Genomic DNA, 22,117 nt, shown 5'->3' with positions numbered 1-22,117 from the left:
TTGAACGATAATTAAATATGGTTTTTAGCAATGGCGATAATTCTTCTTTTCGCAAAGAAAAAGTGACGGCGTTTACCGCCCATTTGTCGCCATAATACTGCACTGCGAATACCTGCTAATAATAATGCACGTATTTTGTGTTGTACTAATTGCTGTTTTAGTAAGTCAGGCTTGCCATAAACCTGAATTCGGTGCCCTAGGGGGCTAAGCACCTTTGAATAAATATCGGCAAGAGCCGTAATAACAGTGTCATCAGTAATAGCAAAGTGATCAAGACGTCGCTTGATATCATCAATGCTTTTACCAAGCTCTGCTAAGCTACTTGCTTTTGCGCTCAGTGCACGCTCAAGTTGCATTAAACCGCCAACGTATTTGACGATTTCAACATCTTTCTTTTCACCTGCACTGAGTTGATCAAGTAAGATTTTATAACCATCTCTTAGATTCTCAGTGCCTTGATACACATCACTGGGTGAATCAGGGGAGGTTTGTACAATACTGGTTAATAGTTTTTCTAATTCGTAATCGTTGCTACTGCCGTACTGCGCTATTTTTTGAACTTGTTTAGCAACTTGGCACATGGCTGCTAATGCCATGACTTGGTGTTCATTCATTATTTGATCACCGAATCAATAATACCGCCACCTAAACATATTTCGTTGGCATAAAATACCGCAGATTGTCCTGGGGTTACTGCTTTTTGTGGTTCATCAAATAATACTCGGGCAAAACCATCATCGCCAACGAGCAGCGTACAGTTTAGGTCTTCTTGACGGTAGCGAGTTTTTACCGTGCAGCGGGTGGTACCTTTTGGTCCAACACGATCAACCCAGTGTAATTGGTTGGCATTTAGTCCATTGCTGTAAAGACGCGGATGGTCTTTACCTTGACCAACAATCAATACGTTGCGTTCTAAGTCTTTATCTACTACATACCATGGTTCGCCAGAGCCTTCTTTCATGCCACCAATTAGCAAACCTTTACGTTGACCGAGAGTGTGATACATCAAGCCTTCGTGTTCACCAACGTTGTTACCGTCTGTGTCTTCAATAACACCCGGTTGTGCAGGTAAGAATTTTTGTAGGAAGTCTTTAAACTTACGCTCACCGATAAAGCAAATACCGGTACTGTCTTTTTTATCGTGGGTAATTAAGTCTTGTTCTTCAGCAATGCGGCGCACTTCAGGTTTGGCAATATCACCAACTGGGAACAGCGTTTGTGCAATATGTTCATGACTTAATGTGTATAAAAAGTAGCTTTGATCTTTGTTATCATCAAGACCACGACACATAACGTATTTATCATCGCGTAATTCACGGCGTACATAATGGCCCGTGGCTATAAAGTCAGCGCCAAGCGCCGTTGCTGCAAATTCTAAAAAAGCTTTGAATTTGATTTCTTTATTACACATGATGTCAGGATTTGGCGTACGGCCTGCTTTATATTCAGCAAGAAAGTACTCAAATACGTTATCCCAATATTCTGCGGCAAAATTAACTGTGTGTAGTTCAATCCCCAGCTTGTCACAGACTGCTTGCGCGTCTTTTAAATCGTCGGCAGCAGCGCAATATTCATCATTATCATCTTCTTCCCAGTTTTTCATAAACAGGCCTTCAACTTGATAGCCTTGTTGTTTTAATAAATAAGCTGATACAGAAGAATCAACACCGCCGGACATGCCAACGATGACTTTAATGTGACTATTTTCGCTCATGGATAATTTCGCTTATACAGGTTGCTGTCATTTAAACTACTAGCGCATACGCGTATTATAGAGCTAAAAGGAGACACTCTGACAAATTACGCAGGCTATGAAAGGCCGCGATTATAGCAGTATACCCAAACCACCTCAAGGTGCAGAATTCAGCGTTTCACAGGGGCTTAATATCAAGGCGTTACTTTGCAACAATGGCAGTCCCTTTTAAGAAGTAACAACGCTGAGAGTAAGTGCCTGTGAAACTCCCAACAGGTTGGTTTAAAGCGATTTATACTGCGTTATTGATTTTAACAATAGAACCACTATTCCTTGCAAGCAATGCCTTGCCTAAATCGCTTTTAATTCCAACGACGCTCGCATCTTGAGGTGGTTTGGGTATAAAGAGACGGCCAAGCCACCCAAAATATGAGTTTTGTAGGGAACAGTTTCATAGCCAAATTGGCAGGGAAGGTATGGTTTTTAAGTTGTATTAAAACGATAAAAATTTTCGTAATGACACTTGGCTGGTTAAGTTTCAAAAAACAGCGCTTGGATTTTGAAACTTAACTAAGGCGTTATGGCTAGGTAAAAATTATTCTACACCAATAAACCCGCCGGTTTGGTGTGTCCACAACGCGGCATAAATACCATTTTGTGCCAGCAGTTCTTCATGGCTACCTAGCTCTACAATGCCGCCCTCATCAAGTACGATGAGCCGATCCATTTGTGCAATAGTGGATAGTCGATGCGCGATGGCAATGACGGTTTTACCGGTCATTAAATCATCAAGACTAGCTTGAATAGCCGCTTCAACTTCAGAATCGAGCGCGCTGGTGGCTTCATCTAAAATTAATATCGGGGCGTTTTTCAGCAGCACCCGAGCTATGGCTATACGTTGGCGTTGACCTCCAGAGAGTTTTACGCCGCGCTCACCCACTTGAGCTGCAAAACCTTTGTTGCCTTTGCTATCTTCAAGGTCATCAATAAACTCTAGCGCTTTGGCTTGTTTAGCCGCTTTCATCATTTCTTCATCGCTGGCATCTGGGCGGCCATAAAGGATATTTTCTTTGACTGTCCGATGCAGTAAAGAAGTATCTTGGGTAACCATCGCAATGTACTTACGCAGGCTTTCTTGACTCACTTTTGAGATATCTTGGCCGTCGATGTTGATACTACCGCTATCAATATCGTAAAAACGTAGCAACAAATTAACGAGTGTTGACTTACCAGCGCCAGAGCGACCAACAAGACCTATTTTCTCTCCGGCCTTGATGTTGAGATTTAAGCCATTGATAACAGCGCCGCGATTCGTTTCGTTTGCGGCTTTACCGTAGTTAAAATGCACATTATTAAAGTCAATTGCACCTGTGGTTACACTTAATGTGCTGGCATCAGGCAGATCATCGACTTCAATTGGGTTTGATAACGTTTTCATACCATCAGCGACAGTGCCGATGTTTTCAAACAAGCCACTAATTTCCCACATGATCCACTGTGCCATGCCATTTAAACGCAGTGCTAAGCTTACCGCAATTGCAATTGCGCCGGCACTAATGGCGCTCAGAGTCCATAAATACAAAGATAATGCCGCAACACTAAATACTAAAAAGTAGTTAAGCGTTTGAATGGCAAAATTTAAACTGGTAACTAAGCGCATTTGCTTATACACAGGTTGTAAAAAAACATCCATGCTGTCTTTTGCGTACTGCTCTTCACGTTGGGTATATGAGAACAATTTAATAGTCGAAATATTAGTGTAACTGTCGACTATTCGGCCGGTCATCTCAGAGCGAGCGTCTGCTTGCGAAGCTAGCCACTTTTTTGAGCTTAGGTACATAGTACATTTGGATCAAAATATACAGAGCTAACCATACAAGCAAAGGAAGCATTAAGCGCCAATCGGCTTCGGCTACTAAAAACACCATAGCGCCAAAATAAACCACGATATACATTAATACATCAAGTAGTTTCATCACGGTTTCACGCACCGCGAGGGATGTTTGCATTACTTTGGTGGCGATGCGCCCTGCAAATTCATTTTGGTAAAAGCTCACACTTTGGCGAAGCAAATAGCGATGTGCTAACCAACGAATTGACATCGGGTAATTACCTAACAAGGCTTGGTGCAATATCGCAGAATGAAAAAACACCACGATAGGTAGGACAACAAGTAGCACTATCGCCATTTTTATGAGTTCAGATTTTTGCTCAACAAATAATGTTTCAGGGGTGTAGATACTTAGCCAATCAACAAGCTGGCCCATATAGCTAAACAGTGATACTTCTAAAATCGCGAGCAATGCTGCGCTTAGCGACATAAAAAATAGCGAGACTTCCATACCTTTAGTGTAGTGACGACAAAATGCAAATAGCGTCGCAGGAGGCTGGGTTGGCTTTTGTTCGGGAAACGGCTTGATCATCCGCTCAAATAATCGATACATTTTAATATCTTGAATAGCAAAAATGGCGTTAACTATATCACTGAAAAGCGACAAAAACAGGTTTGCATAATGATCTTTTTGCTTGTTTGTCGGTTATTACAAAACAACAGTGACTACCATTTTATTTTGCCAATCAGCATATCTTTAAACATCACCCAGTCTGCCCATAAGCTATAAAACGGGTATTTGAACGTAGCAGGGCGGTTTTTCTCAAAGAAGAAATGACCAACCCAGGCAAAACCATAACCAATAATGGGTAGCAACCACAACAGCATAAATTGTTGGCTATACAGCACATACAAAACGATAATAAGCACCAAAGAGCTACCAAAAAAATGTAACCGTTTGCAGGTAATATTTTTATGTTCTTGTAAGTAGTATGGGTAAAACTTTTTAAAGCTAGTAAATTCTGGTGTACTTTTCATATCACATATCTTGTTAATGCTATTGACTGGTTTTAAATATTTAGTTTTACATTTCTTTACAGATATTAGGCGCTTTGATCTCATACTACTAGACATACTTACGACAAATTTATACCGTTATGAGTCTAACAAATAATTAAAAGATCATAATCATGTTAAAAAAAGCCATTACTTGCGCGGTGTTAGTTGCGCTTTGGGGTTGTTCTGAATCGACATCAATATCAACAAACAATCAAAATAATGCAGCAGCACCGATAACTGCTAACCAATCTATCACTTACCCAGAAACAAAAAAAGGGACTGTGGTTGATCAGTACTTTGACGAGAAAGTGGCTGATCCATACCGTTGGTTAGAAGATGATATGAGCAGTGATACGGCTAAGTGGGTTAAAACACAAAATGAACTGACTTTTTCATATCTTGAAAATATCCCGTACCAGGATAAATTAAAAGCCAGCCTTGAAAAGCTAATGAATTACGAAAAAGTAACGGCTCCATTTACTGAAGGTGAATACACCTACTTTTATAAAAATGATGGCCTACAGAACCAATATGTACTTTATCGTAGTAAAGGCAAGGGCGAAGCAGAGGTTTTCCTCGATCCAAATAAGTTTAGCGAAGATGGTACAACTTCAATGTCTGGTCTGACTTTCTCTGAAGATGGTTCGCTAGCAGCTTATCAGATCTCTGAAGGTGGCAGTGATTGGCGTAAAGTCATTATTATTGATACGCAAAGTAAAGAGCAAATTGAAAGTGCATTAATCGATATAAAGTTCAGTGGTATTGCTTGGGTTGGCAACGATGGTTTTTATTACTCAAGCTACGATAAACCTAAAGGCAGTGAACTCTCGGCAAAAACTGATCAACACAAAGTGTATTACCATAAATTAGGAACTGCACAAACAACCGATGAACTTATATATGGTGGCTCTGAGGAACAAAAACATCGCTATATTGGTGCCTCGGTAACGCGTGATAATCGCTACTTATTGATTTCTGCTAGTGTTTCAACATCTGGTAATAAACTGTTTATTAAAGATTTAACCAAGCCAGACAGCAAACTTGTCACAGTGCTTGATAATACAGATTCAGACACTTACGTTTTAGATAACGACGGCAGTAAGTTATTTTTAGTAACAAACTTAAATGCGCCGAATAAGAAAGTAGTGACGGTAGACGCCGCAAACCCAACTGTTGAGTATTGGCAAGATTTGATCCCAGAAACAGATAATGTATTGAGTATGTCTAAAGGGGGATTTCTTTTGCAAAATACATGGTTGATGCCATTTCTAAAGTGCAACAATATGACAAAGCTGGCAAGTTAGTTCGTGAAATTAGTTTACCCGGTGTGGGTACCGCTCGTGGTTTCAGTGGTAAAAAAGAAAGTAGTACGCTTTATTATTCATTCGCTAATTACACAACGCCGGGCAATACCTATGCGTTTGATGTAAATACTGGTAACTCAGACGTTTACCGTAAATCTGGGGCGCAGTTTGATTCTGCGGCATATACTTCTGAACAAGTATTTTATAGTTCCAAAGATGGCACTAAAGTACCGATGATCATCTCCTATAGAAAAGATTTAAAACGTGATGGTACTAACCCAACTATTCTATATGGTTATGGCGGTTTTAATGCCAGCATGACGCCAAGCTTTAGTTCAACCATTGCTGCTTGGCTTGAGCAAGGGGGTGTCTACGCCGTGGCTAATATTCGTGGTGGCGGTGAATACGGTAAACAGTGGCATGATGCGGGTACACAACTTAAAAAGCAAAATGTATTTGATGATTTTATAGCTGCTGCTGAGTATTTAAACGCAGAGAAATACACATCAAGTGATTACCTAGCCGTTCGCGGTGGTTCAAATGGCGGTTTATTAGTTGGCGCGGTCATGACTCAGCGCCCTGAGTTATTTAAAGTCGCACTACCTGCAGTAGGCGTACTTGATATGTTACGGTATCACACTTTTACCGCCGGAGCTGGCTGGGCATATGACTATGGTACGAGTGAGCAAAGTAAAGAAATGTTTGATTACTTAAAAGGCTACTCGCCAGTTCATAATGTAAAAGCTGGGGTTAAATACCCAGCGACCTTGATCACCACAGGCGATCACGATGACCGTGTGGTGCCAGCTCACTCTTATAAGTTTGCAGCGGAGCTACAAGCCAAAGGTGCAGGGAACAATCCATACCTTATCCGTATTGAAACTAATGCGGGTCATGGTGCAGGTACACCAACCAGTAAAATTATTGATCAATATGCAGATATTTACGGTTTCACCCTTTATAACATGGGTATCAAATCACTGTAATTGAATAATATAAATAAAACACCGAAGCGATTTTTTCGGTGTTTTTAAGGTTGCGCAGTGGGACTTTGCAACGCAAGAGTATTAATTAGCTATTACTTGAAAAAAGGCGTTGGTGTGTTTTAAACGCATATTCGTCAGTCATACCACTTAAATAATCACAAATTACTCTGTGTGTATTACCATTTTGTTGTTGTGCTAGGCGAAACACATTTGCTGTGGTTTCAGGTAATAGTCGTAATGGTTCGCAGGCAAATGCTTCAAATAATTCAATAATTAATTTTTGTCCTTTAAACTCAATTTGCTGCATATGTGAAGCACGAATGAGTCGTTGATAAATAAATGACTTTAACGTCTCAAGTAAATGCTGATAACTGTGCGGTAATTCAACGGTGTAATTTAAAATTGGATTTTCAAACTCAAGTTCTGTGTGCACAATGGATGATTGAGTAATAAATAAGTTTACTAATTCCCCAATCACATCTTTACGTTGTGCTTCGCTACCTAAAAATAGCCGCTCGGTTAAGTTACTGTCGCTAAGCCACTCACATTGCACAAGCTCAAGTGCGGGTAAGGCATGATTTTGCCACTCTTTTAGGGTGATTTGCTCTGTTGCAATTGCGTCTTCAAGGTCATGTACGGCATAAGCGATATCGTCGGCAAGTTCCATAATGGCCGCATCAAGGGATTTAAAACTGGTTTTAGATCTAAACTCATCGACGGCCTTAAAATCGCCTAAGCGTTGTTTATCAGCGTCAGATAAAGGCGCTACAATCCAGTCAAAGGTCGCTTTATCATCCTTGTATAAACCTTTTGCTGGGCGCCAGTCGTCAGCTTTTATAAATGCACGTTGCGGATCATGATGTGGGATGGTGTGCCACAAGTCATCAATAAAAGCCAGGTATTTTATAAAGCCAAGCAAAGTACGGCGCGTTAAGTTCATACCATGACCATCACTGTATGGTTCAAGTCTTGAAACAATGCGCAGTGTTTGTGCATTGCCTTCAAAACCACCATGTTCACGCATCATGTAGTTAAGGGCAATTTCACCGCCATGACCATAAGGAGGATGGCCTATATCATGGGCCAAACAAAGCGTCTCAAGCAAACTAGGGTCGGGAAAATGTGTGAAGTCAGGGTGTTGTTTCTCTAAATGACGAAGTAAACCACTGCCAATTTGCGATACCTCTAAAGAATGGGTTAATCGTGTACGATGAAAATCATTTAGGCCAATCCCCATTATCTGAGTTTTAGCTTGTAAACGTCTAAATGCAGCTGCATGGATTATCCGGGAGCGGTCTACTTGCCATGCTGAGCGATTGTCATTAGGGCGAAACTTGTTTTGATTTATTATGCGGCTTTGCCAGTCTAATTTCATTAATGGGTATCCGGTAACTTCTTTAGCGTTTTTATGCGCTTAATTGTAGCCGATTTTTATAGATTATAAATCCTTCAAATGGGTATATTCGCCTTTATTGGAGTGCTTAGGTATAATGAATGGTCAGATGCGTGTGGATATACCATGCATAAACATTAGTTTTTTTGAGAGAATACATGCTTAAGTATCTATTTCGTTTAATCGTTAGCCTATTTTTTATTTGGGCATTGAGTTACCCATTTATAGAAAGGTCGAATTCAACTATTGAGGGCGAAACAGCCTTAATCAAGCCACCAGTCAAAAAGAAAGAAAAGCCATTACATAACGTTAAGCTTCCTGATTTTAACGGCTTTAGTGATGTAAAAGAAAAAAACATGCTTTTTTTAACTTTATTCGGCCGCATGTTGAGGCTGAAAATAAAAAAATCCTGCAGCAACGGGCAACGCTGGAGATTGCATTGATGATGGTGCAATACGATGAGCCATTAAGTCGCACGCAAACTAAGCAAGTTAAAACGATTTTAAACAGCTATAAATTACCAGAAACGATTGATAGTTTGTCTTTGCGTCAGGCATTACGTCGAGTTGATATTATTCCTAAAGAGCTAGCGCTGATGCAAGCGGCAAACGAATCAGCATGGGGAACGTCTCGATTTGCTCGAATAGGATTAAACTTTTTTGGTCAGTGGTGTTATAGCAAAGGCTGCGGTATGGTGCCTAATCGTCGTAATACTGGTGCAGACCATGAAGTGGCGGCATTTAAATCTGTGCGAGCAGCCGTGACTTCTTATTTTAAAAATATTAATACCCATGCAGCTTATAAAGAGTTACGTAGTATCCGCGCCGATTTGCGTTTACAAGAAAAGCCAATTTCAGCGACTAAGCTAAGTTACGGATTAATCTCCTATTCCGAGCGTGGTGAAGCGTATATCGAAGAATTAAATCAAATGATCAACCAAAATAGAGCTTACTTTGATGAATAACCCAGTACGTAGTATCAGTCATATTATGGCATTAGCCGTTGTACTAATAGCAACGTTTACTGTGCAAGCAAAAGAGTTTGTGGTTTCCTATGATGGCTTTTATGATCGTTTAAAAGTCGTCAATAAAGGTGATTTTCAATTTGCTCAGGTCAATTTTTACATCACCGACATTGCCAGTAATGACGAATGTTTAATTAAAACCAGGCGCATTATTACTGAGCGAGAGGAATTTTCACTTAATTATACTGAGCATGCTCAGCTTTTACTTCCTTTTGATAAACAACTTGATACAAATAAAGCTGTGGTGGTTATCGAGCCTCAAAATGAAAACCATGATTGCCAGTTAAAACTGCAAATTGAGGCGCGTGAGTTCAATAATAGTAATTTAAATAAACACCAGTTGTATCAGCTTAATGATGAGTTTGATGAATTATTATCGGATCTGTCGGGATTTTTTGTTAGCAAACTGATGAGCTTTTTATTGCCTGAACAACAAGGTGTGGTGCTGACTTTTGCAGAGCCAGTGACGATTGCCGATCCTGCTTTTGATTGCCAAGGAGCAATTTGTCATGTCAGTGTTACTGAGCAGTGGGAAGACGATAAAACAGCATTTACTGTGCCGGTGCCATTACTAAAAGTAACGCCATGGATTGCTAAGTAGTAAAAAACAGTTGAGTAAGCGCTGTTAACAGCAGCGCTTGATTTATGTTATTACTAATCAAGAGTAATCAAGAGTAATCAAGAGTAATTAAAAAATATCCTTCCATATTTACTAATCAATGCCTATGAATAACCTTGTTTTTAGCCAATTGAGTTACACGCAGCCCAAAGCACGTTAAAATACAGTCATTATAGATTTAAAATAATTCCTTAGATATGAATAAAACCCATGTGATTGAATGCCTGCGTTTTGCTTTAGAGGCGCAACTTAGTACCGCGCAGGCTGCTGCAAAGACAGCCCATGACACCGCCACTCATGAAGAAAATATTGCTGAAAATAAATACGATACATTAGGCCTAGAAGCTGCCTATTTAGCGCAAGGGCAAGCACAGCGTGTGAATGACTGCCATTTGAGTATTATCGAGTTTGAAAAGGCATTTAAAATCGCTGTATCAAGTAAAGTTTCCATTGGTTCGCTGGTCTGTATCTGCGATGAAGACGAAAATCTAAAATGGTATTTTTTAGGGCCACTTTCTGGTGGTTTAAGCATTAAAATAAAAGACACTACAGTGTATGTTCTCACACCACTGTCACCATTAGGTCAATTACTGATGGATAAGCAACAAGGTGATGAGTTTAGTTTTACAATAGCGAATAAATCCACGTTATTAGAAATTATTTCAATAAGTTAGTGATGCTGAAAGGAGCTTTAACCAGCTTTTTTGATCTTACTGTGGTTGATTAAATTTACTTATCTTAACGCTAAAAATTACTCGTTGGAAAGGTAGCGAAAAACCCTTTATAAATCACCTGTAGATTAAGCAGTAGCTGAATCTAAAGCACCCATCCTGTTAAGTACACGTGTTGCACAACGATGACTTAGCAGTATGGGTGTTTCTATTTATATTCACTCTTACATTTGTATTTTGACTTATTTTAGGAAAAGTCGTGTTTAAAACCTTGATTGTGGTTGATAACAACGAGCAGGCACTTGCTCACTCATTCGAAAACGTAATTACCTTCAATACCTACTTACGAGATTATCCAAAGCATAATGAGCCAAAAACGCGCATTATTAATCTATGCGACTCAAGCCAATACTTGAGTAAAGGCTATTATTGCTCATTACTTGCTGAGGCACGTAAACATCAAGTATTGCCAAGCGTAAAAACGATTAATGCGCTACGTAATGGCCAAACTTTGATGCTTAATGTTGGCCATCTCGATGATGCCTTATACTTTGGGCATGCAGTAAATGAACTACAAAACAAAGCAGCAAAAGCGGTATTTAAACAATATCCAGCGCCTATTTTATTTGTAGATGAAGCCGGGCTGTTACAGCAAGGTTCATTAGCGTCGCTTAATACTCAGCAGCATCAAGACTTTGTTGCTAAATTAACTGAGTTTACGCAAACACAGTGGCGTATAAGCAGTTCGCAAAAACGTTACCGCTGGGATATGGCTATTTTAGTTGATCACAATGAAAAAGTGCCACCAAGCGATAAAGATGCAATAGCCCGTTTTATTAAAGCGGCAGCTAAACATGGTATCTATGCTCAAGCGCTCAGTTTTGAAGAAATAGATAATATCGCTCAGTTTGATGCGCTATTTATTCGCCAAACAACTGCAATTGACCACCCAACTTACCGTCTGGCAAGTAAGGCGCAGAGCCTAGGGTTAGTGGTGATTGATGATGCTGAGTCTATTTTACGCTGTTGTAATAAAGTGTATTTACATGATGCGTTTAATTATCAAAAAGTACCGAGCTTAAAAACCTTGGTAGTAGCTGATCAAAGTGATGAAACCATCAGTCAGCTTGAAGAGGCATTTACTTACCCATTAGTGCTTAAAATGCCTGAAGGGTCGTTTTCAAAAGGTGTCTACAAAGTAACTGAACGCAATGAGCTGGCAGCAAAATTGGCTGAGTTATTTGAATTTAGCGCTTTAGTTCTAGCCCAAGAATATATGTACACAGAATACGATTGGCGAGTAGGAGTTTTAAATGGTCGTGCTATCTATGCATGCCGTTATTTAATGGCGCGTAATCATTGGCAAATTTATAATCATGATGCAAAACGGTTTTTCTCTGGTGGTTTTGAAACACTGCCTACTTTTGAGTTGCCAAAAGCAGTTTTAGATGCGGCATTAAAAGCATGTAAAACTGTGGGCAAAGGACTCTATGGTGTGGATGTTAAAGAACACCAAGGCCGTGCATATGTGCTTGAAGTAAACGATAACCCAAGTATTGACCATAAAGTAGAAGATGGTTACTTAGGTGATGAACTTTATATGATCATTATGGAAGAATTTAAACAACGCCTCGAAGCACGAGGTCGAAGTTAATGACCGAGCATAGTGTGGCAGTTCGCGCTGCCACAGATAGCGATTTAAAAGCGTTACTTGAGATAGAGCAGCAAAGTTTTAATCAAGATAGATTAAGTGCGCGTAGCTTTAAGCGCTGGATTGCAGCCAAGCATGGTATTTTAATGGTTGCAGAGTCAGAACAACAGTTACTCGGCTATGGCTTAGTGTGGTGTCATAAAGGCACTCGTTTAGCACGTTTATATTCGCTAGCAGTTGCACCAAATGCACAAGGAAAAGGCGTTGCTCAGCAGCTTTTGAAAGCACTAGAAAGAGCAACGGCTGAACGCGGACGGTTATTTATGCGTCTTGAAGTGGCGGTAAATAATAAAGCTGCAATCGCACTTTATGAAAAGCTTGGCTATCGGGTATTTGGGCAATACAGTGACTATTATGATGATCATAGTGATGCCTTGCGGATGCAAAAAACATTCGTAAAACCAATGAGCTTGAGTTTTCGCGTGAAACGCCTTGGTATCAGCAAACTACCGAATTTACTTGCGGGCCAGCGGCATTATTAATGGCAATGTCATCAATAAAAAAAGCGATTATTTCACAAGTGAATGAGCTTGATATTTGGCGTGAAGCAACCACTATTTTTATGACCTCTGGTCATGGTGGTTGTCATCCATTAGGACTTGCTTTAGCTGCCAATAAACGCGGTTTTACAGCCGATGTGATTATTAATACACGTGATACATTGTTTGTTGATGGCGTAAGAAGTGATAAGAAGAAAGCAATTTTACACACGGTTCATAATCAATTTGTGGTTGAGGCAATTAATCACAAACTAGATGTGAAGTATCAAGACTTAACCCTTGAGCACATAGAGCGCTGGTTAGCAGCCAAAATGGCCGTGGTGCTATTGATCAGTACGTATCGCTTTGATGGTAAAAAGTCACCGCATTGGGTGTGTGTAACGCATTTAGATGAGCATTGTCTATATGTCCATGACCCTTTTTGTGAAAGCGATAAACAGCTGGCGATTGATTGTCAACACGTACCCATCGCTAAGAGTGACTTTTTAAAAATGGCCAGTTTCGGTAGTTCTCGTTTGAGTACGGCACTGGCTATACACATGCAGTAATTTTAGGATTTTGAGTGACTTTTTTGAATTAGTAGATATCGCCCCCTATTCGTGGTCGGCAATAGGCAGTGCTGCATTTTGTGGTGCTTTGATTGGTATGGAACGCCAGTTACGGGGCAAACCAGTAGGAATAAGAACCTCAGTACTGATTATATTAGGTACTTATTTGTTTTTAGCCACGGCGTTTATGCTCCATGGTGATGTGATTGACCACTCGCGCGTGGTTGGTCAAATTATTACTGGCATCGGCTTTTTAGGTGCTGGAGTGATGCTCGCTAAAGATGGCGCTGTGGTTGGGGTAACATCTGCGGCAACTATCTGGGTTTTGGCATCTATTGGTGTAGTGATTGCAACCGATAATTTATTGGCAGCTATTAAACTATCCATTTTGGTGGTGGGCATTTTATATGGTGTAGATGTCCTTGAAGCTAAGTTTAAAAGCTTAAGTAAAGGTGTACACGCTAAAGTTAAAAGTTATCACAAACGATACTATCGAAAAGAAATTAACGAATCAGAACGCCACTAAGAGTGGCGTTTTTATGTTGATAAAGTCATGCTTTGATAGCTCAATGCATCTTCAATAGGAGCTGGGCGGCCAATAAAGTAACCTTGCACATTATCAACATTTAATTTTCTTAATGCGTTAAGCTCTGCTTGCGTTTCAATGCCTTCGGCAACAATCGAACAGTCTATTGCTTTAGCAAAGCCACACAGTGCCTTGGCCAGTAAAAACTTACGATTGTCTTTATTTATATTTTGAGTAAGGCTGATATCTAATTTAATAATGTCGGCTTCCAGTTCTAAAATATGTTGAAACGACGAAAAGCCAGCACCTACATCATCAATAGCCAAACGTAGCCCTTTTTTTCGCAGTGGCGCTAATGCAGCTCGCATTACTGTATAGTCTGATATTGGTGAATGTTCAGTTATTTCTAATACCAACCTTGAACAATCGGCTCCTTGCAGAGTATATTCAAGTGCACCCGAGAGTATATGGGATGGTGAACAATTAATGGCGATATAAGTGGTGTCATTAAATTGCGCAATATAGGCGAGGCTGTTTTTTATCGCCAGCATTTCCAGAGATTCACCTAGGCCCACATCTGTTGCCTCTTTAAACCAGAGATCAGGTGTTTTATAAGGTTTGGTAAAAAAGCGCGACAGTGATTCAAAGCCCGCAATTTCATTACTAAATAGATTAAAAATAGGCTGAAAATAAATACTTATACTGTTGCTTGCAATAACCTCATCAATTGCTAATTTGGTTTGGCTATGCAATGCAGTGTTATGCAGGTTTTTTTCAATTAATCCAGTTGCAATTTCAGAGATCATGTTTAAAAAGACAAGTCCCGCTCGTTTTAGCTTTCATCATGATGCGATTTGTAACAACAAAACGTACCATATAATTTACCATTTGAAAGATTGATAGGCACACCAATATAAGCGCCTATGTTTAACTTGTCGGTTACTGGCATTATTTGAGTAATTGGATTTATTTTTGAATTGGTAATAATAGGGCTAAGCTGTTTCTCAGTGATTTTATGGCAATATGTTTCATTAATAGGATCGGAATTGCCCACTTTAACCGTTTTATTTGCTGATGGATTATCGACAACTTTGAAAACGCGTTCATCGTTAATAAACTCTGAAATAAAAGCAACATCCATATTTAAATGTTTGCGCACTAATCCCAGCAAATTTGTCAATTTAGCATCGATTGACGAATTATCTTTTTGATCCAAAAGCACATCGCTAAAATTTGCCGTCATGGCGCCTCCATGTGATTTTTTAGCACTTTTAATGCTATTACTATAATTTATATAGATATAAACGTCTAATTAGCGTTTGATTTTATTTGCTGCTTAGTTCAGTTTTCTCTATCTATAATTCAGGGAGGGACTAGCTCGTTTATAGATTTGCAGTCCTGCGCGATTAAATCGGTCGTTAATGGCCTAGAAAGTCCGGCACTTAGATGGTCCTTGTCGTACGCTTATCGTAATAATAAGAGTAAGCCTTATGCTTTTGTTATTTTAGCGTTTCAGTAGGTATAATATTTGGGGATGGTAAGATTTGTAAAAAATATGAATCTGACTGCGCTAATAACCAGTGATTATTTATTTAGGTGTTGTTTAATGGAATCGAGTTGGCAAATAATACAGTGGAATGGGCCGAAAAGAATTGTATTTCTGCTGTTTGCTTTCTTTTTTACAATACAGGTAGTGGCCAAACCAAGCTATCGTGTTGTGATATTAGTCGATGATAGTTATCCCCATATTCTTACCTTAAAGACGGTGAGTTAGTGGGTTTATATGTTGATGTAGTTCGTCAAGCTGCCGATTTGATCAGTGAAAAATATATTATAGAGTTGCAACCAGTACCTTGGAAGCGCGGTGTTGACGCACTTAGACGAGGAGAGGACTTTGCCTTACTACCTCCTTATAAAAATGTGCAAGGGCGCAGTTTTATTTGGCCTTACTCAGAGCCGCTGCATGAAGAAGTAATACAAGCTTTTTGTAATCCAAACTCAAGCTTACTCAAGATTGAAAACACAGAATATCCATTAAAGCCGATTAATGTTGGTATCAATGCTGGGTATCTTTTATTCGATCAAGCATTGAACACTGCCATGGAGCAAAACAAAATAAAAATATGGGAAAATAAAGATACATTATCAAATATTTTGAAGCTGGCTAAAAATAGAATCGACTGTTATATCAACGACAAGTGGGCCATTTTATCAGGCATTAAAGCACTTAAGCAAAGCCATCCTTTTGTTAATTTGAGTCAACTTCAGCAAGACAGAATTATTTTCAAGCGAACTGCTCACATTGGTTATTTGAAAGCACCATCAGAAAAATTTCCATTTAAGGATGACTTTATTAAAGAAATGGACGCAGCATTAAAGTTAGTATTTGAAAGGCGTACTCAAATCGACAGCGATGATAAATGATACGCGTTAAACGTCGATACTCATGTTTAACCCGCACTGTATATTTTGCTATCTAAAAGGTTTAACTGTTTAAAAATAACACCCCGCCAACTTATTAACCAAATAACTTTCTTCTAACCACTTTTCGATACTCGCTAGGCGTTTGCGAGAGCACTTTCTTAAACACGCGGGTTAAATGACCTTGATCATTGTAACCCACCTCTAAAGCAACCTCCTGAATTGATAAGTTAGATGATGCAAGTAGCTCTTTGGCTGTTTGTACGCGTAATTGCTGCCAATATTCAATGGGGCTTTGGTTGGTCGCAATGCGAAAACGGCGGGTAAAAGAGCGGTAACTCAAACTAAATAGTTGAGCGACCTCTGTTAAACTTTGTTCTGTGGTTAAGTTGTTTTTTAACCAAAATTGAATTTGCGCGATGAGTTCATCTGGATGCCGATCAACGGCGCCTTCAAGGTAGCGCTGATCTTCGTAAGGTTTCCTAATTTCGTGAGAAAAGTTGCGCTCAACATGCTGAGCGGCGGCCTGTCCGTAGTATTGGCTAATAATATGCACGATCACATCTGCTAAGGCATTTAGACTTGCCACACTGTATAAGCGCTCAGATTGAGTGATAAAAAAATCAGGCTTGAGCAGCACTTGTGGGTAGTCGCGTTTAAATTGTTCTGCATAATGCCAATGAGTGGTAGCGGGGTGACCATTTAATAACTTAGCTTCAGCGACTAAGCAATTGCCAGTACCCACGCCAATGATTGAGCTACCCGTTTGCCAGCTGCTGGCAAGCCACTGAACTAACCCAGAGTTTGCTCTGACAACAGGGCGAGGATTGCGCCAAATACCAGGCACAATAATCAAGTCACTGTAAGGTGCTGTGCCGTAAGTGTGATCCGGTAATATTGCTAAGCCGCTGCGATTTTTGATAGGTTCGCTGTCCTCAGCGATTAAATTAATCGTTAATGGCCGAAAAGTTCCGCTGTTTATATGCCCTTTGGCGTACGCCTCACCGGCTCTGAGCATTTCAATTGGCAAGGTGACACTGGTGATCAATAAGTGCTGGTATACCAAAATACTTATTTGCAAAGGGCTAAGTACCAAGTTGTTGTCCATTTAATTGCTCCGACCAGTTTGATTTGGCCTCATAGGCTCATTATTTGGCTATTTAAGCACAATGTTGATAATTAAATCCATCTAAACTGCAAGCTTCTCCTATAACACGTTTTCTCAAGGTAAATTATGACAGCATTACCCGTTATTATCGGCATGGGTGGAATTAACGCCGCAGGCCGTACTTCTTTTCATCAAGGTTATCGTCGTATCGTGTTAAATAACTTAGATACTCAAGCCCGCCAAGAAACATTTTTAGGCCTCGCCACGTTAATGAATTTAGTGAGTCTTGTGAATGGGCAACTGCAAGATTTACAAGGCAATACTGTTGAGCAAAGCGACATAGAAGCACGCTTTGGTGAGCAAATTATTGCCGGTACGTTAATTCGTAAAATTGAAAAAGAGCATTTTGATGTCGATGCAACACCGTGGCAGCAAAAAATGACGTTAACCGCGTCAGATGAAAGCGCTATTGTGTTTGAAACACGTCGTAAAGATTTACCTTCGCCGGTCCCTACAAGTTGGCAAGTAGAAGAGCTTGAAAATAAAAAAGTAAAAGTAACCATTGCGGCTCAGTTTGATATTAAACATGATTCTACTCGCGATAATCCGATTAAATCGGCTGGGCAACTACCAACAGGGTTTGATCCGTCTATTATGTACAACAGTCGCTACCAGCCACGTGGTTTACAAGCCACTATATTTGCTGCTACTGACGCGATTAAATCAACCGGACTCGATTGGCAACACATTATGAATAGTGTTGAGCCTGATAAAATTGGCACTTATTCAGCGTCGGTTATTGGTCAAATGGATGACAAGGGCTTAGGTGGTTTAGTAAAAGCGCGCCAGCAAGGTGATCGCGTCAGCACCAAGCAGTTAGCGCTTGGCTTAAATACAATGTCGACCGATTTTATTAATGCCTATGTGACGGGCAATGTAGGCACTACGTTTTCAACTTCAGGCGCGTGTGCAACATTTTTATATAACTTGCGCGCTGCAGTAAACGATATACAAGCAGGGCGTACACGTGTTGCTATTGTGGCAAGTGTGGAATGCGCAATTACCCCTGAAGTTGTTGAAGGCTTTGGTAATATGAGTGCGCTGGCGAATATTGAAGGTTTACGCCGCTTGGATAACTTAAGCAATGATGATGAGCCTGATTATCGTAAAAGTAGCCGCCCATTTGGCGAAAATTGTGGCTTTACTTTAGGTGAAGGCGCACAAGTAGCGATTCTAATGGATGATGCGTTAGCACTGGAGTTGGGGGCAGACATTCTAGGCTGCGTGCCTGATGTATTTGTAAATGCTGATGGCGTTAAAAAATCAATTACATCACCGGGACCGGGTAATTATATAACCATGGCGAAGTCGGCGGCATTAGCCACGAGCTTATTAGGTAAAGAAGCATTACAACAACGTAGCTTTATTTTAGCGCATGGTTCAAGCACACCGCAAAACCGCGTAACAGAGTCATTAATTTATCATAAGGTGGCACAAACGTTTGCCATTGATAATTGGAAAGTAGCAGCACCAAAAGCGTATGTAGGGCACACAATTGCGCCAGCTAGTGGCGACCAATTAGCGATGGCGCTGGGTGTATTTGCACATAATATTATGCCGGGTATTACCACCATAGATAAAGTGGCCAAGGATGTGCATAACCAGTATTTAGATATTCGTACTGAGCATTATCAATGCGAAGACATGGATATTGCTTTTATTAATTCAAAAGGCTTTGGCGGAAATAATGCCACCGCCACTGTTTTGTCACCCATGGTGACCATGAAAATGTTAGCAAAACGCCATGGTAGTGCGGTGATGGATGCATATGCATTGAGCAATCAAACCGTTACAGCTGCTCAGACTAATTATCAGCAACAAGCTGACTTAGGACAATATGAGCTAATCTATCGCTTTGGTGATGGCATGATTGATGAAGATGAAATTGTCATTTCTGATACCGACATGCATATTCCTGGTTTTGATAAAGCCATTGCATTTAGTAAAACGAATCCTTATCAAGATATGTTTTAAGCACATTATTCTTGAGTGGCAAGGCGCTTTTATAGCGCCTTTTTTAATGCGTGAAAATTAGCCCTATAAAGTTTTTAAATTGTCATTGGCTGCATTTTTTTGTTGAATCACCGCAGTTTACGCGATCTGTCATTTATCCTTGTTATAATTTCAAGCTATTAAAGAGGCCAACGTTTGAGAGTCCTATGATCGCCAGTTTATTATTGTTAAGTGCCAGTGTTACATTAGATAGCCATTTACCGCCATTGTTGCCATGGCAAGGTCAAAGTTTGGCACTGATACAACAAAAAGGCCCATTAACCACTGATTTCGAACTAAGCGAAGGGCTAAAGTCACCAAATTATCAGCAAACTATGGCCTTTGTAGATCGTCTTGTTGCAGCAAACCCTACCCAATTCCAAGTGCAAACTATTGCACATAGTGCCAGTGGCCGTGCGATCAACATGATGGTAGCAAGCGAAGATGGTGCATTTACACCTTCGCAGTTAATGCAAAACGCCAAGCCGACTATTTTTATTCAAGCGGGAATTCATGCCGGCGAAATTGACGGTAAAGATGCGATGTTTATGTTGCTACGCGATATTGCAACCGGTAAACGTCGAGATATTTTAAGCCAAGTGAACATCTTATTTATTCCTATTTTAAATGTTGATGGCCATGAGCGTAGTAGTCAGTTTAATCGCATAAACCAGCGTGGGCCAGTTGAAATGGGCTTTAGAACCAATGCCAATAATTTAAATTTAAATCGTGATTTCACCAAACTAGATACGCCTGAAATACGTGGTGTATTAAAAGGTGATCAAGCAGTTTAACCCAGATTTATATATCGATGTGCATGTGACTGACGGTGCAGATTATCAATACGATGTAACTTACGGGTACAACCCCGTATTTGCCAGTGAATCGCCAAGTGTGTCAGATGCGCTCAATAATTATTTTAAACCTATCATCGACACAAAATTACAAGAGCAAGGCCATATACCTGGGCCGCTTGTATTTGTAATGGATAAGCGCGAGTTTAAAAAAGGCTTAGCGGGTTGGGTTGCCACGCCTCGTTATTCGAATGGTTGGGGGGATTTAAGATCGTTACCCACAATTCTTGTCGAAAATCATTCATTAAAACCGTATAAACAACGTGTACTTGGCACCTATGTATTTTTAGATGGGGCTATTTCAGCATTGGCGCAACATCATCATCAATTAACCGAAGCGGTTGAAAAAGAACGAGCTTTTGTGCCAAGCCAGCTTATTGTTGAACGCAGTTATGCAAAAGAGCCAAACACTATCGCATTTGCAGGGATCAAATATTCGCGCAGTAAAAGCGCCTTGAGTGGCCAGATGGAAGTAAAGTATTTAGGCGAAAAACAGCACTATGATGCGTTGCCTATTTACTGGCAGAAGGACGCAAAAACCGTGATCACCGTACCAAGTACATTTTATATTCCACCTGCGTATCCAGACATTGTCGAAAAACTCAAATTACATGGTATTACAGTAGAAAACGTGAGCAGTGATGAGCTGGTAACTAATTTAAAAGTCGCGGTAGTAACAAAGCATGAATTTGATAAAGCGCCGTTTGAAGGACGCTTTCGAGTAAACGCAGATTTTGATTTTGTCGATGTACCAGAAAAGTCTCTGATCGGTTGGTCTAAAGTTGAAACTGCTCAACCTTTCGGTGAGTTAGTTGCCCATCTTTTACACCCCAAAGCACCGGATTCATTTTTTGCGTGGGGTGAGTTTAATACGATTTTTCAACGTACTGAGTACATGGAAAACTATGCATTAGCGCCGTATGCTCGCCATATGCTCAAAGATAAACCGGCACTTGCACTTGAGTTTGATAAAAAAATTCGTGAGGATGCCGCTTTTGCTAAAGATGCACAAGCACGATTAAACTGGCTCTATGAGCATACGCCATTTTATGATCAAGCTTATTTAAAGTATCCTGTGCTGATGACATTTGACACTAAACCGCAAATAAAGAATTAACATATGGAAATAATTACCGTACCGGTGACCGCTTTTGCACAAAATTGCCGAGTGGTTATTTGTAAACAAACACGCCACGCAGCGGTTATCGACCCAGGTGGCGACGCTGATAAAATCATTACTGAGCTTGCCAAGCATCAGTTAAGCTTGCAGTGTATTTTACTCACCCATGGCCATCTTGATCATGTCGGTGCGGCAAAAGTACTTGCTGAGCATTTTTCTGTTGATATTGTCGGGCCACAAAAAGACGAATTGTTTTGGTTTGATGCATTACCTATGCAAGCGCAAATGTTTGGCTTTGCACCAATTGCGCCTTTTCATCCTCAGCATTGGTTAAGTCATGGTGATACGTTTACATTGGGTCAATTGCGATTTGACATTCGTCATTGTCCGGAGCCACACGCCTGGGCATATTGTATTTTATGAAGCAACACATCAGTTAGTGATAGTGGGTGATGTTATTTTTAAAGGCTCAGTAGGGCGTACAGACTTCCCTAAAGGGGATGCCCAGCAGTTACTTGACTCGATTAAAAATCAAATTTTGACACTGCCTGATGAAACGCGAATTCTATCTGGGCATGGACCTGACACTAAAGTGCTGACTGAGCGCATATCGAATCCATTTATAAGTGGTAAATTTGGTTAGTTGCGCATAATAAATGCATAAAAGTACAAGACTCAACCTATAAACCAATGTATA

At 40.2% G+C, this 22,117-nt stretch carries 13 protein-coding genes and 6 pseudogenes; 11 read left to right on the top strand and 8 right to left on the bottom strand.

The window, feature by feature from the left end; translation table 11 throughout:
• Window positions 1-11: 11 nt before the first annotated feature.
• From hflD to P4S61_RS18545, 4 genes and pseudogenes are all read right to left on the bottom strand, one after another.
• Entirely contained in the window at window positions 12-614 is a 603-nt protein-coding gene (gene hflD, locus P4S61_RS18560; protein WP_149982535.1) for a high frequency lysogenization protein HflD, read from the bottom strand.
• The gene (mnmA, locus tag P4S61_RS18555; RefSeq protein WP_145233130.1) at window positions 614-1,714 is read right to left on the bottom strand and encodes a tRNA 2-thiouridine(34) synthase MnmA; all 1,101 of its coding nucleotides are present in this window, start codon (window positions 1,712-1,714) and stop codon (window positions 614-616) included. The genes hflD and mnmA overlap by 1 nt, the downstream gene beginning before the upstream one ends.
• A 574-nt stretch (window positions 1,715-2,288) precedes the next feature.
• Window positions 2,289-4,137, bottom strand: a pseudogene (locus P4S61_RS18550) (ABC transporter ATP-binding protein).
• A 113-nt stretch (window positions 4,138-4,250) separates the two neighbouring features.
• Window positions 4,251-4,562 (bottom strand): DUF962 domain-containing protein, encoded by a 312-nt coding sequence (locus P4S61_RS18545; protein ID WP_149982533.1) that lies wholly within the window; start codon window positions 4,560-4,562, stop codon window positions 4,251-4,253.
• Between the two features lie 152 nt (window positions 4,563-4,714).
• Between P4S61_RS18545 and P4S61_RS18540 the strand changes: the two are divergent.
• A pseudogene (locus tag P4S61_RS18540) lies at window positions 4,715-6,873 on the top strand (prolyl oligopeptidase family serine peptidase).
• 85 nt (window positions 6,874-6,958) lie between these two features.
• Here the strand turns inward: P4S61_RS18540 and P4S61_RS18535 are convergent.
• On the bottom strand, window positions 6,959-8,248 hold the full coding sequence (locus P4S61_RS18535) for an anti-phage deoxyguanosine triphosphatase (protein WP_337118856.1): 1,290 nt from the start codon (window positions 8,246-8,248) through the stop codon (window positions 6,959-6,961).
• A 176-nt stretch (window positions 8,249-8,424) separates the two neighbouring features.
• Between P4S61_RS18535 and P4S61_RS18530 the strand changes: the two are divergent.
• The 6 genes and pseudogenes from P4S61_RS18530 (at window position 8,425) to P4S61_RS18505 (ending at window position 13,865) form a co-directional block, all read left to right on the top strand.
• Window positions 8,425-9,230 (top strand): annotated as a pseudogene (locus tag P4S61_RS18530) (glucosaminidase domain-containing protein).
• The gene (locus P4S61_RS18525; RefSeq protein ID WP_337118855.1) at window positions 9,223-9,891 is read left to right on the top strand and encodes a DUF2987 domain-containing protein; all 669 of its coding nucleotides are present in this window, start codon (window positions 9,223-9,225) and stop codon (window positions 9,889-9,891) included. Before P4S61_RS18530 ends, P4S61_RS18525 begins: the two are co-directional and overlap by 8 nt.
• A gap of 215 nt (window positions 9,892-10,106) precedes the next feature.
• Window positions 10,107-10,583: a GreA/GreB family elongation factor gene (locus tag P4S61_RS18520; RefSeq protein ID WP_182757611.1), complete on the top strand. Its 477-nt coding sequence runs from the start codon at window positions 10,107-10,109 to the stop codon at window positions 10,581-10,583.
• Between the two features lie 256 nt (window positions 10,584-10,839).
• The gene (locus P4S61_RS18515; protein ID WP_182819202.1) at window positions 10,840-12,234 is read left to right on the top strand and encodes a RimK family protein; all 1,395 of its coding nucleotides are present in this window, start codon (window positions 10,840-10,842) and stop codon (window positions 12,232-12,234) included.
• Window positions 12,234-13,339 (top strand): annotated as a pseudogene (gene rimI, locus P4S61_RS18510) (ribosomal protein S18-alanine N-acetyltransferase). Before P4S61_RS18515 ends, rimI begins: the two are co-directional and overlap by 1 nt.
• Before the next feature lie 10 nt (window positions 13,340-13,349).
• On the top strand, window positions 13,350-13,865 hold the full coding sequence (locus P4S61_RS18505) for an MgtC/SapB family protein (RefSeq protein ID WP_337118854.1): 516 nt from the start codon (window positions 13,350-13,352) through the stop codon (window positions 13,863-13,865).
• Between the two features lie 11 nt (window positions 13,866-13,876).
• On the opposite strand, the gene P4S61_RS18500 is transcribed toward P4S61_RS18505, so the two are convergent.
• Together P4S61_RS18500 and P4S61_RS18495 are read right to left on the bottom strand one after the other, a co-directional pair.
• Window positions 13,877-14,671 (bottom strand): EAL domain-containing protein, encoded by a 795-nt coding sequence (locus P4S61_RS18500; protein WP_337118853.1) that lies wholly within the window; start codon window positions 14,669-14,671, stop codon window positions 13,877-13,879.
• Between the two features lie 26 nt (window positions 14,672-14,697).
• Window positions 14,698-15,108 (bottom strand): GAF domain-containing protein, encoded by a 411-nt coding sequence (locus P4S61_RS18495; protein ID WP_259401882.1) that lies wholly within the window; start codon window positions 15,106-15,108, stop codon window positions 14,698-14,700.
• A 569-nt stretch (window positions 15,109-15,677) separates the two neighbouring features.
• Between P4S61_RS18495 and P4S61_RS18490 the strand changes: the two genes are divergently transcribed.
• Complete coding sequence (locus P4S61_RS18490) at window positions 15,678-16,289, top strand: substrate-binding periplasmic protein (protein ID WP_442961581.1); 612 nt, start codon at window positions 15,678-15,680, stop codon at window positions 16,287-16,289.
• A 94-nt stretch (window positions 16,290-16,383) separates the two neighbouring features.
• On the opposite strand, the gene P4S61_RS18485 is transcribed toward P4S61_RS18490, so the two are convergent.
• Window positions 16,384-17,394, bottom strand: a complete 1,011-nt coding sequence (locus tag P4S61_RS18485) for a GlxA family transcriptional regulator (protein ID WP_149982524.1) — start codon at window positions 17,392-17,394, stop codon at window positions 16,384-16,386.
• Window positions 17,395-17,520: 126 nt separating this feature from the next.
• Between P4S61_RS18485 and P4S61_RS18480 the strand changes: the two genes are divergently transcribed.
• From P4S61_RS18480 to P4S61_RS18470, 3 genes and pseudogenes are all read left to right on the top strand, one after another.
• Window positions 17,521-19,428: a beta-ketoacyl synthase gene (locus P4S61_RS18480; RefSeq protein ID WP_149982523.1), complete on the top strand. Its 1,908-nt coding sequence runs from the start codon at window positions 17,521-17,523 to the stop codon at window positions 19,426-19,428.
• 185 nt (window positions 19,429-19,613) lie between these two features.
• Window positions 19,614-21,417, top strand: a pseudogene (locus P4S61_RS18475) (M14 family metallopeptidase).
• 3 nt (window positions 21,418-21,420) lie between these two features.
• Window positions 21,421-22,063: pseudogene (locus tag P4S61_RS18470) on the top strand (MBL fold metallo-hydrolase).
• The last annotated feature ends 54 nt before the right edge of the window (window positions 22,064-22,117 follow it).

Source organism: Pseudoalteromonas sp. B160 (genome assembly GCF_037162485.1).
Taxonomy (GTDB): Bacteria; Pseudomonadota; Gammaproteobacteria; order Enterobacterales; family Alteromonadaceae; genus Pseudoalteromonas; species Pseudoalteromonas rhizosphaerae.
This window is presented reverse-complemented; position numbering and strand designations above follow the sequence as displayed.

What these genes read in the sequence shown, in the direction of transcription:
- hflD (WP_149982535.1), bottom strand. Translation starts at nt 614, where the DNA reads ATGAATGAACACCAAGTCATGGCATTAGCAGCCATGTGCCAAGTTGCT.
- mnmA (WP_145233130.1), bottom strand. Translation starts at nt 1,714, where the DNA reads ATGAGCGAAAATAGTCACATTAAAGTCATCGTTGGCATGTCCGGCGGT.
- P4S61_RS18545 (WP_149982533.1), bottom strand. Translation starts at nt 4,562, where the DNA reads ATGAAAAGTACACCAGAATTTACTAGCTTTAAAAAGTTTTACCCATAC.
- P4S61_RS18535 (WP_337118856.1), bottom strand. Translation starts at nt 8,248, where the DNA reads ATGAAATTAGACTGGCAAAGCCGCATAATAAATCAAAACAAGTTTCGC.
- P4S61_RS18525 (WP_337118855.1), top strand. Translation starts at nt 9,223, where the DNA reads ATGAATAACCCAGTACGTAGTATCAGTCATATTATGGCATTAGCCGTT.
- P4S61_RS18520 (WP_182757611.1), top strand. Translation starts at nt 10,107, where the DNA reads ATGAATAAAACCCATGTGATTGAATGCCTGCGTTTTGCTTTAGAGGCG.
- P4S61_RS18500 (WP_337118853.1), bottom strand. Translation starts at nt 14,671, where the DNA reads ATGATCTCTGAAATTGCAACTGGATTAATTGAAAAAAACCTGCATAAC.
- P4S61_RS18495 (WP_259401882.1), bottom strand. Translation starts at nt 15,108, where the DNA reads ATGACGGCAAATTTTAGCGATGTGCTTTTGGATCAAAAAGATAATTCG.
- P4S61_RS18485 (WP_149982524.1), bottom strand. Translation starts at nt 17,394, where the DNA reads ATGGACAACAACTTGGTACTTAGCCCTTTGCAAATAAGTATTTTGGTA.
- P4S61_RS18480 (WP_149982523.1), top strand. Translation starts at nt 17,521, where the DNA reads ATGACAGCATTACCCGTTATTATCGGCATGGGTGGAATTAACGCCGCA.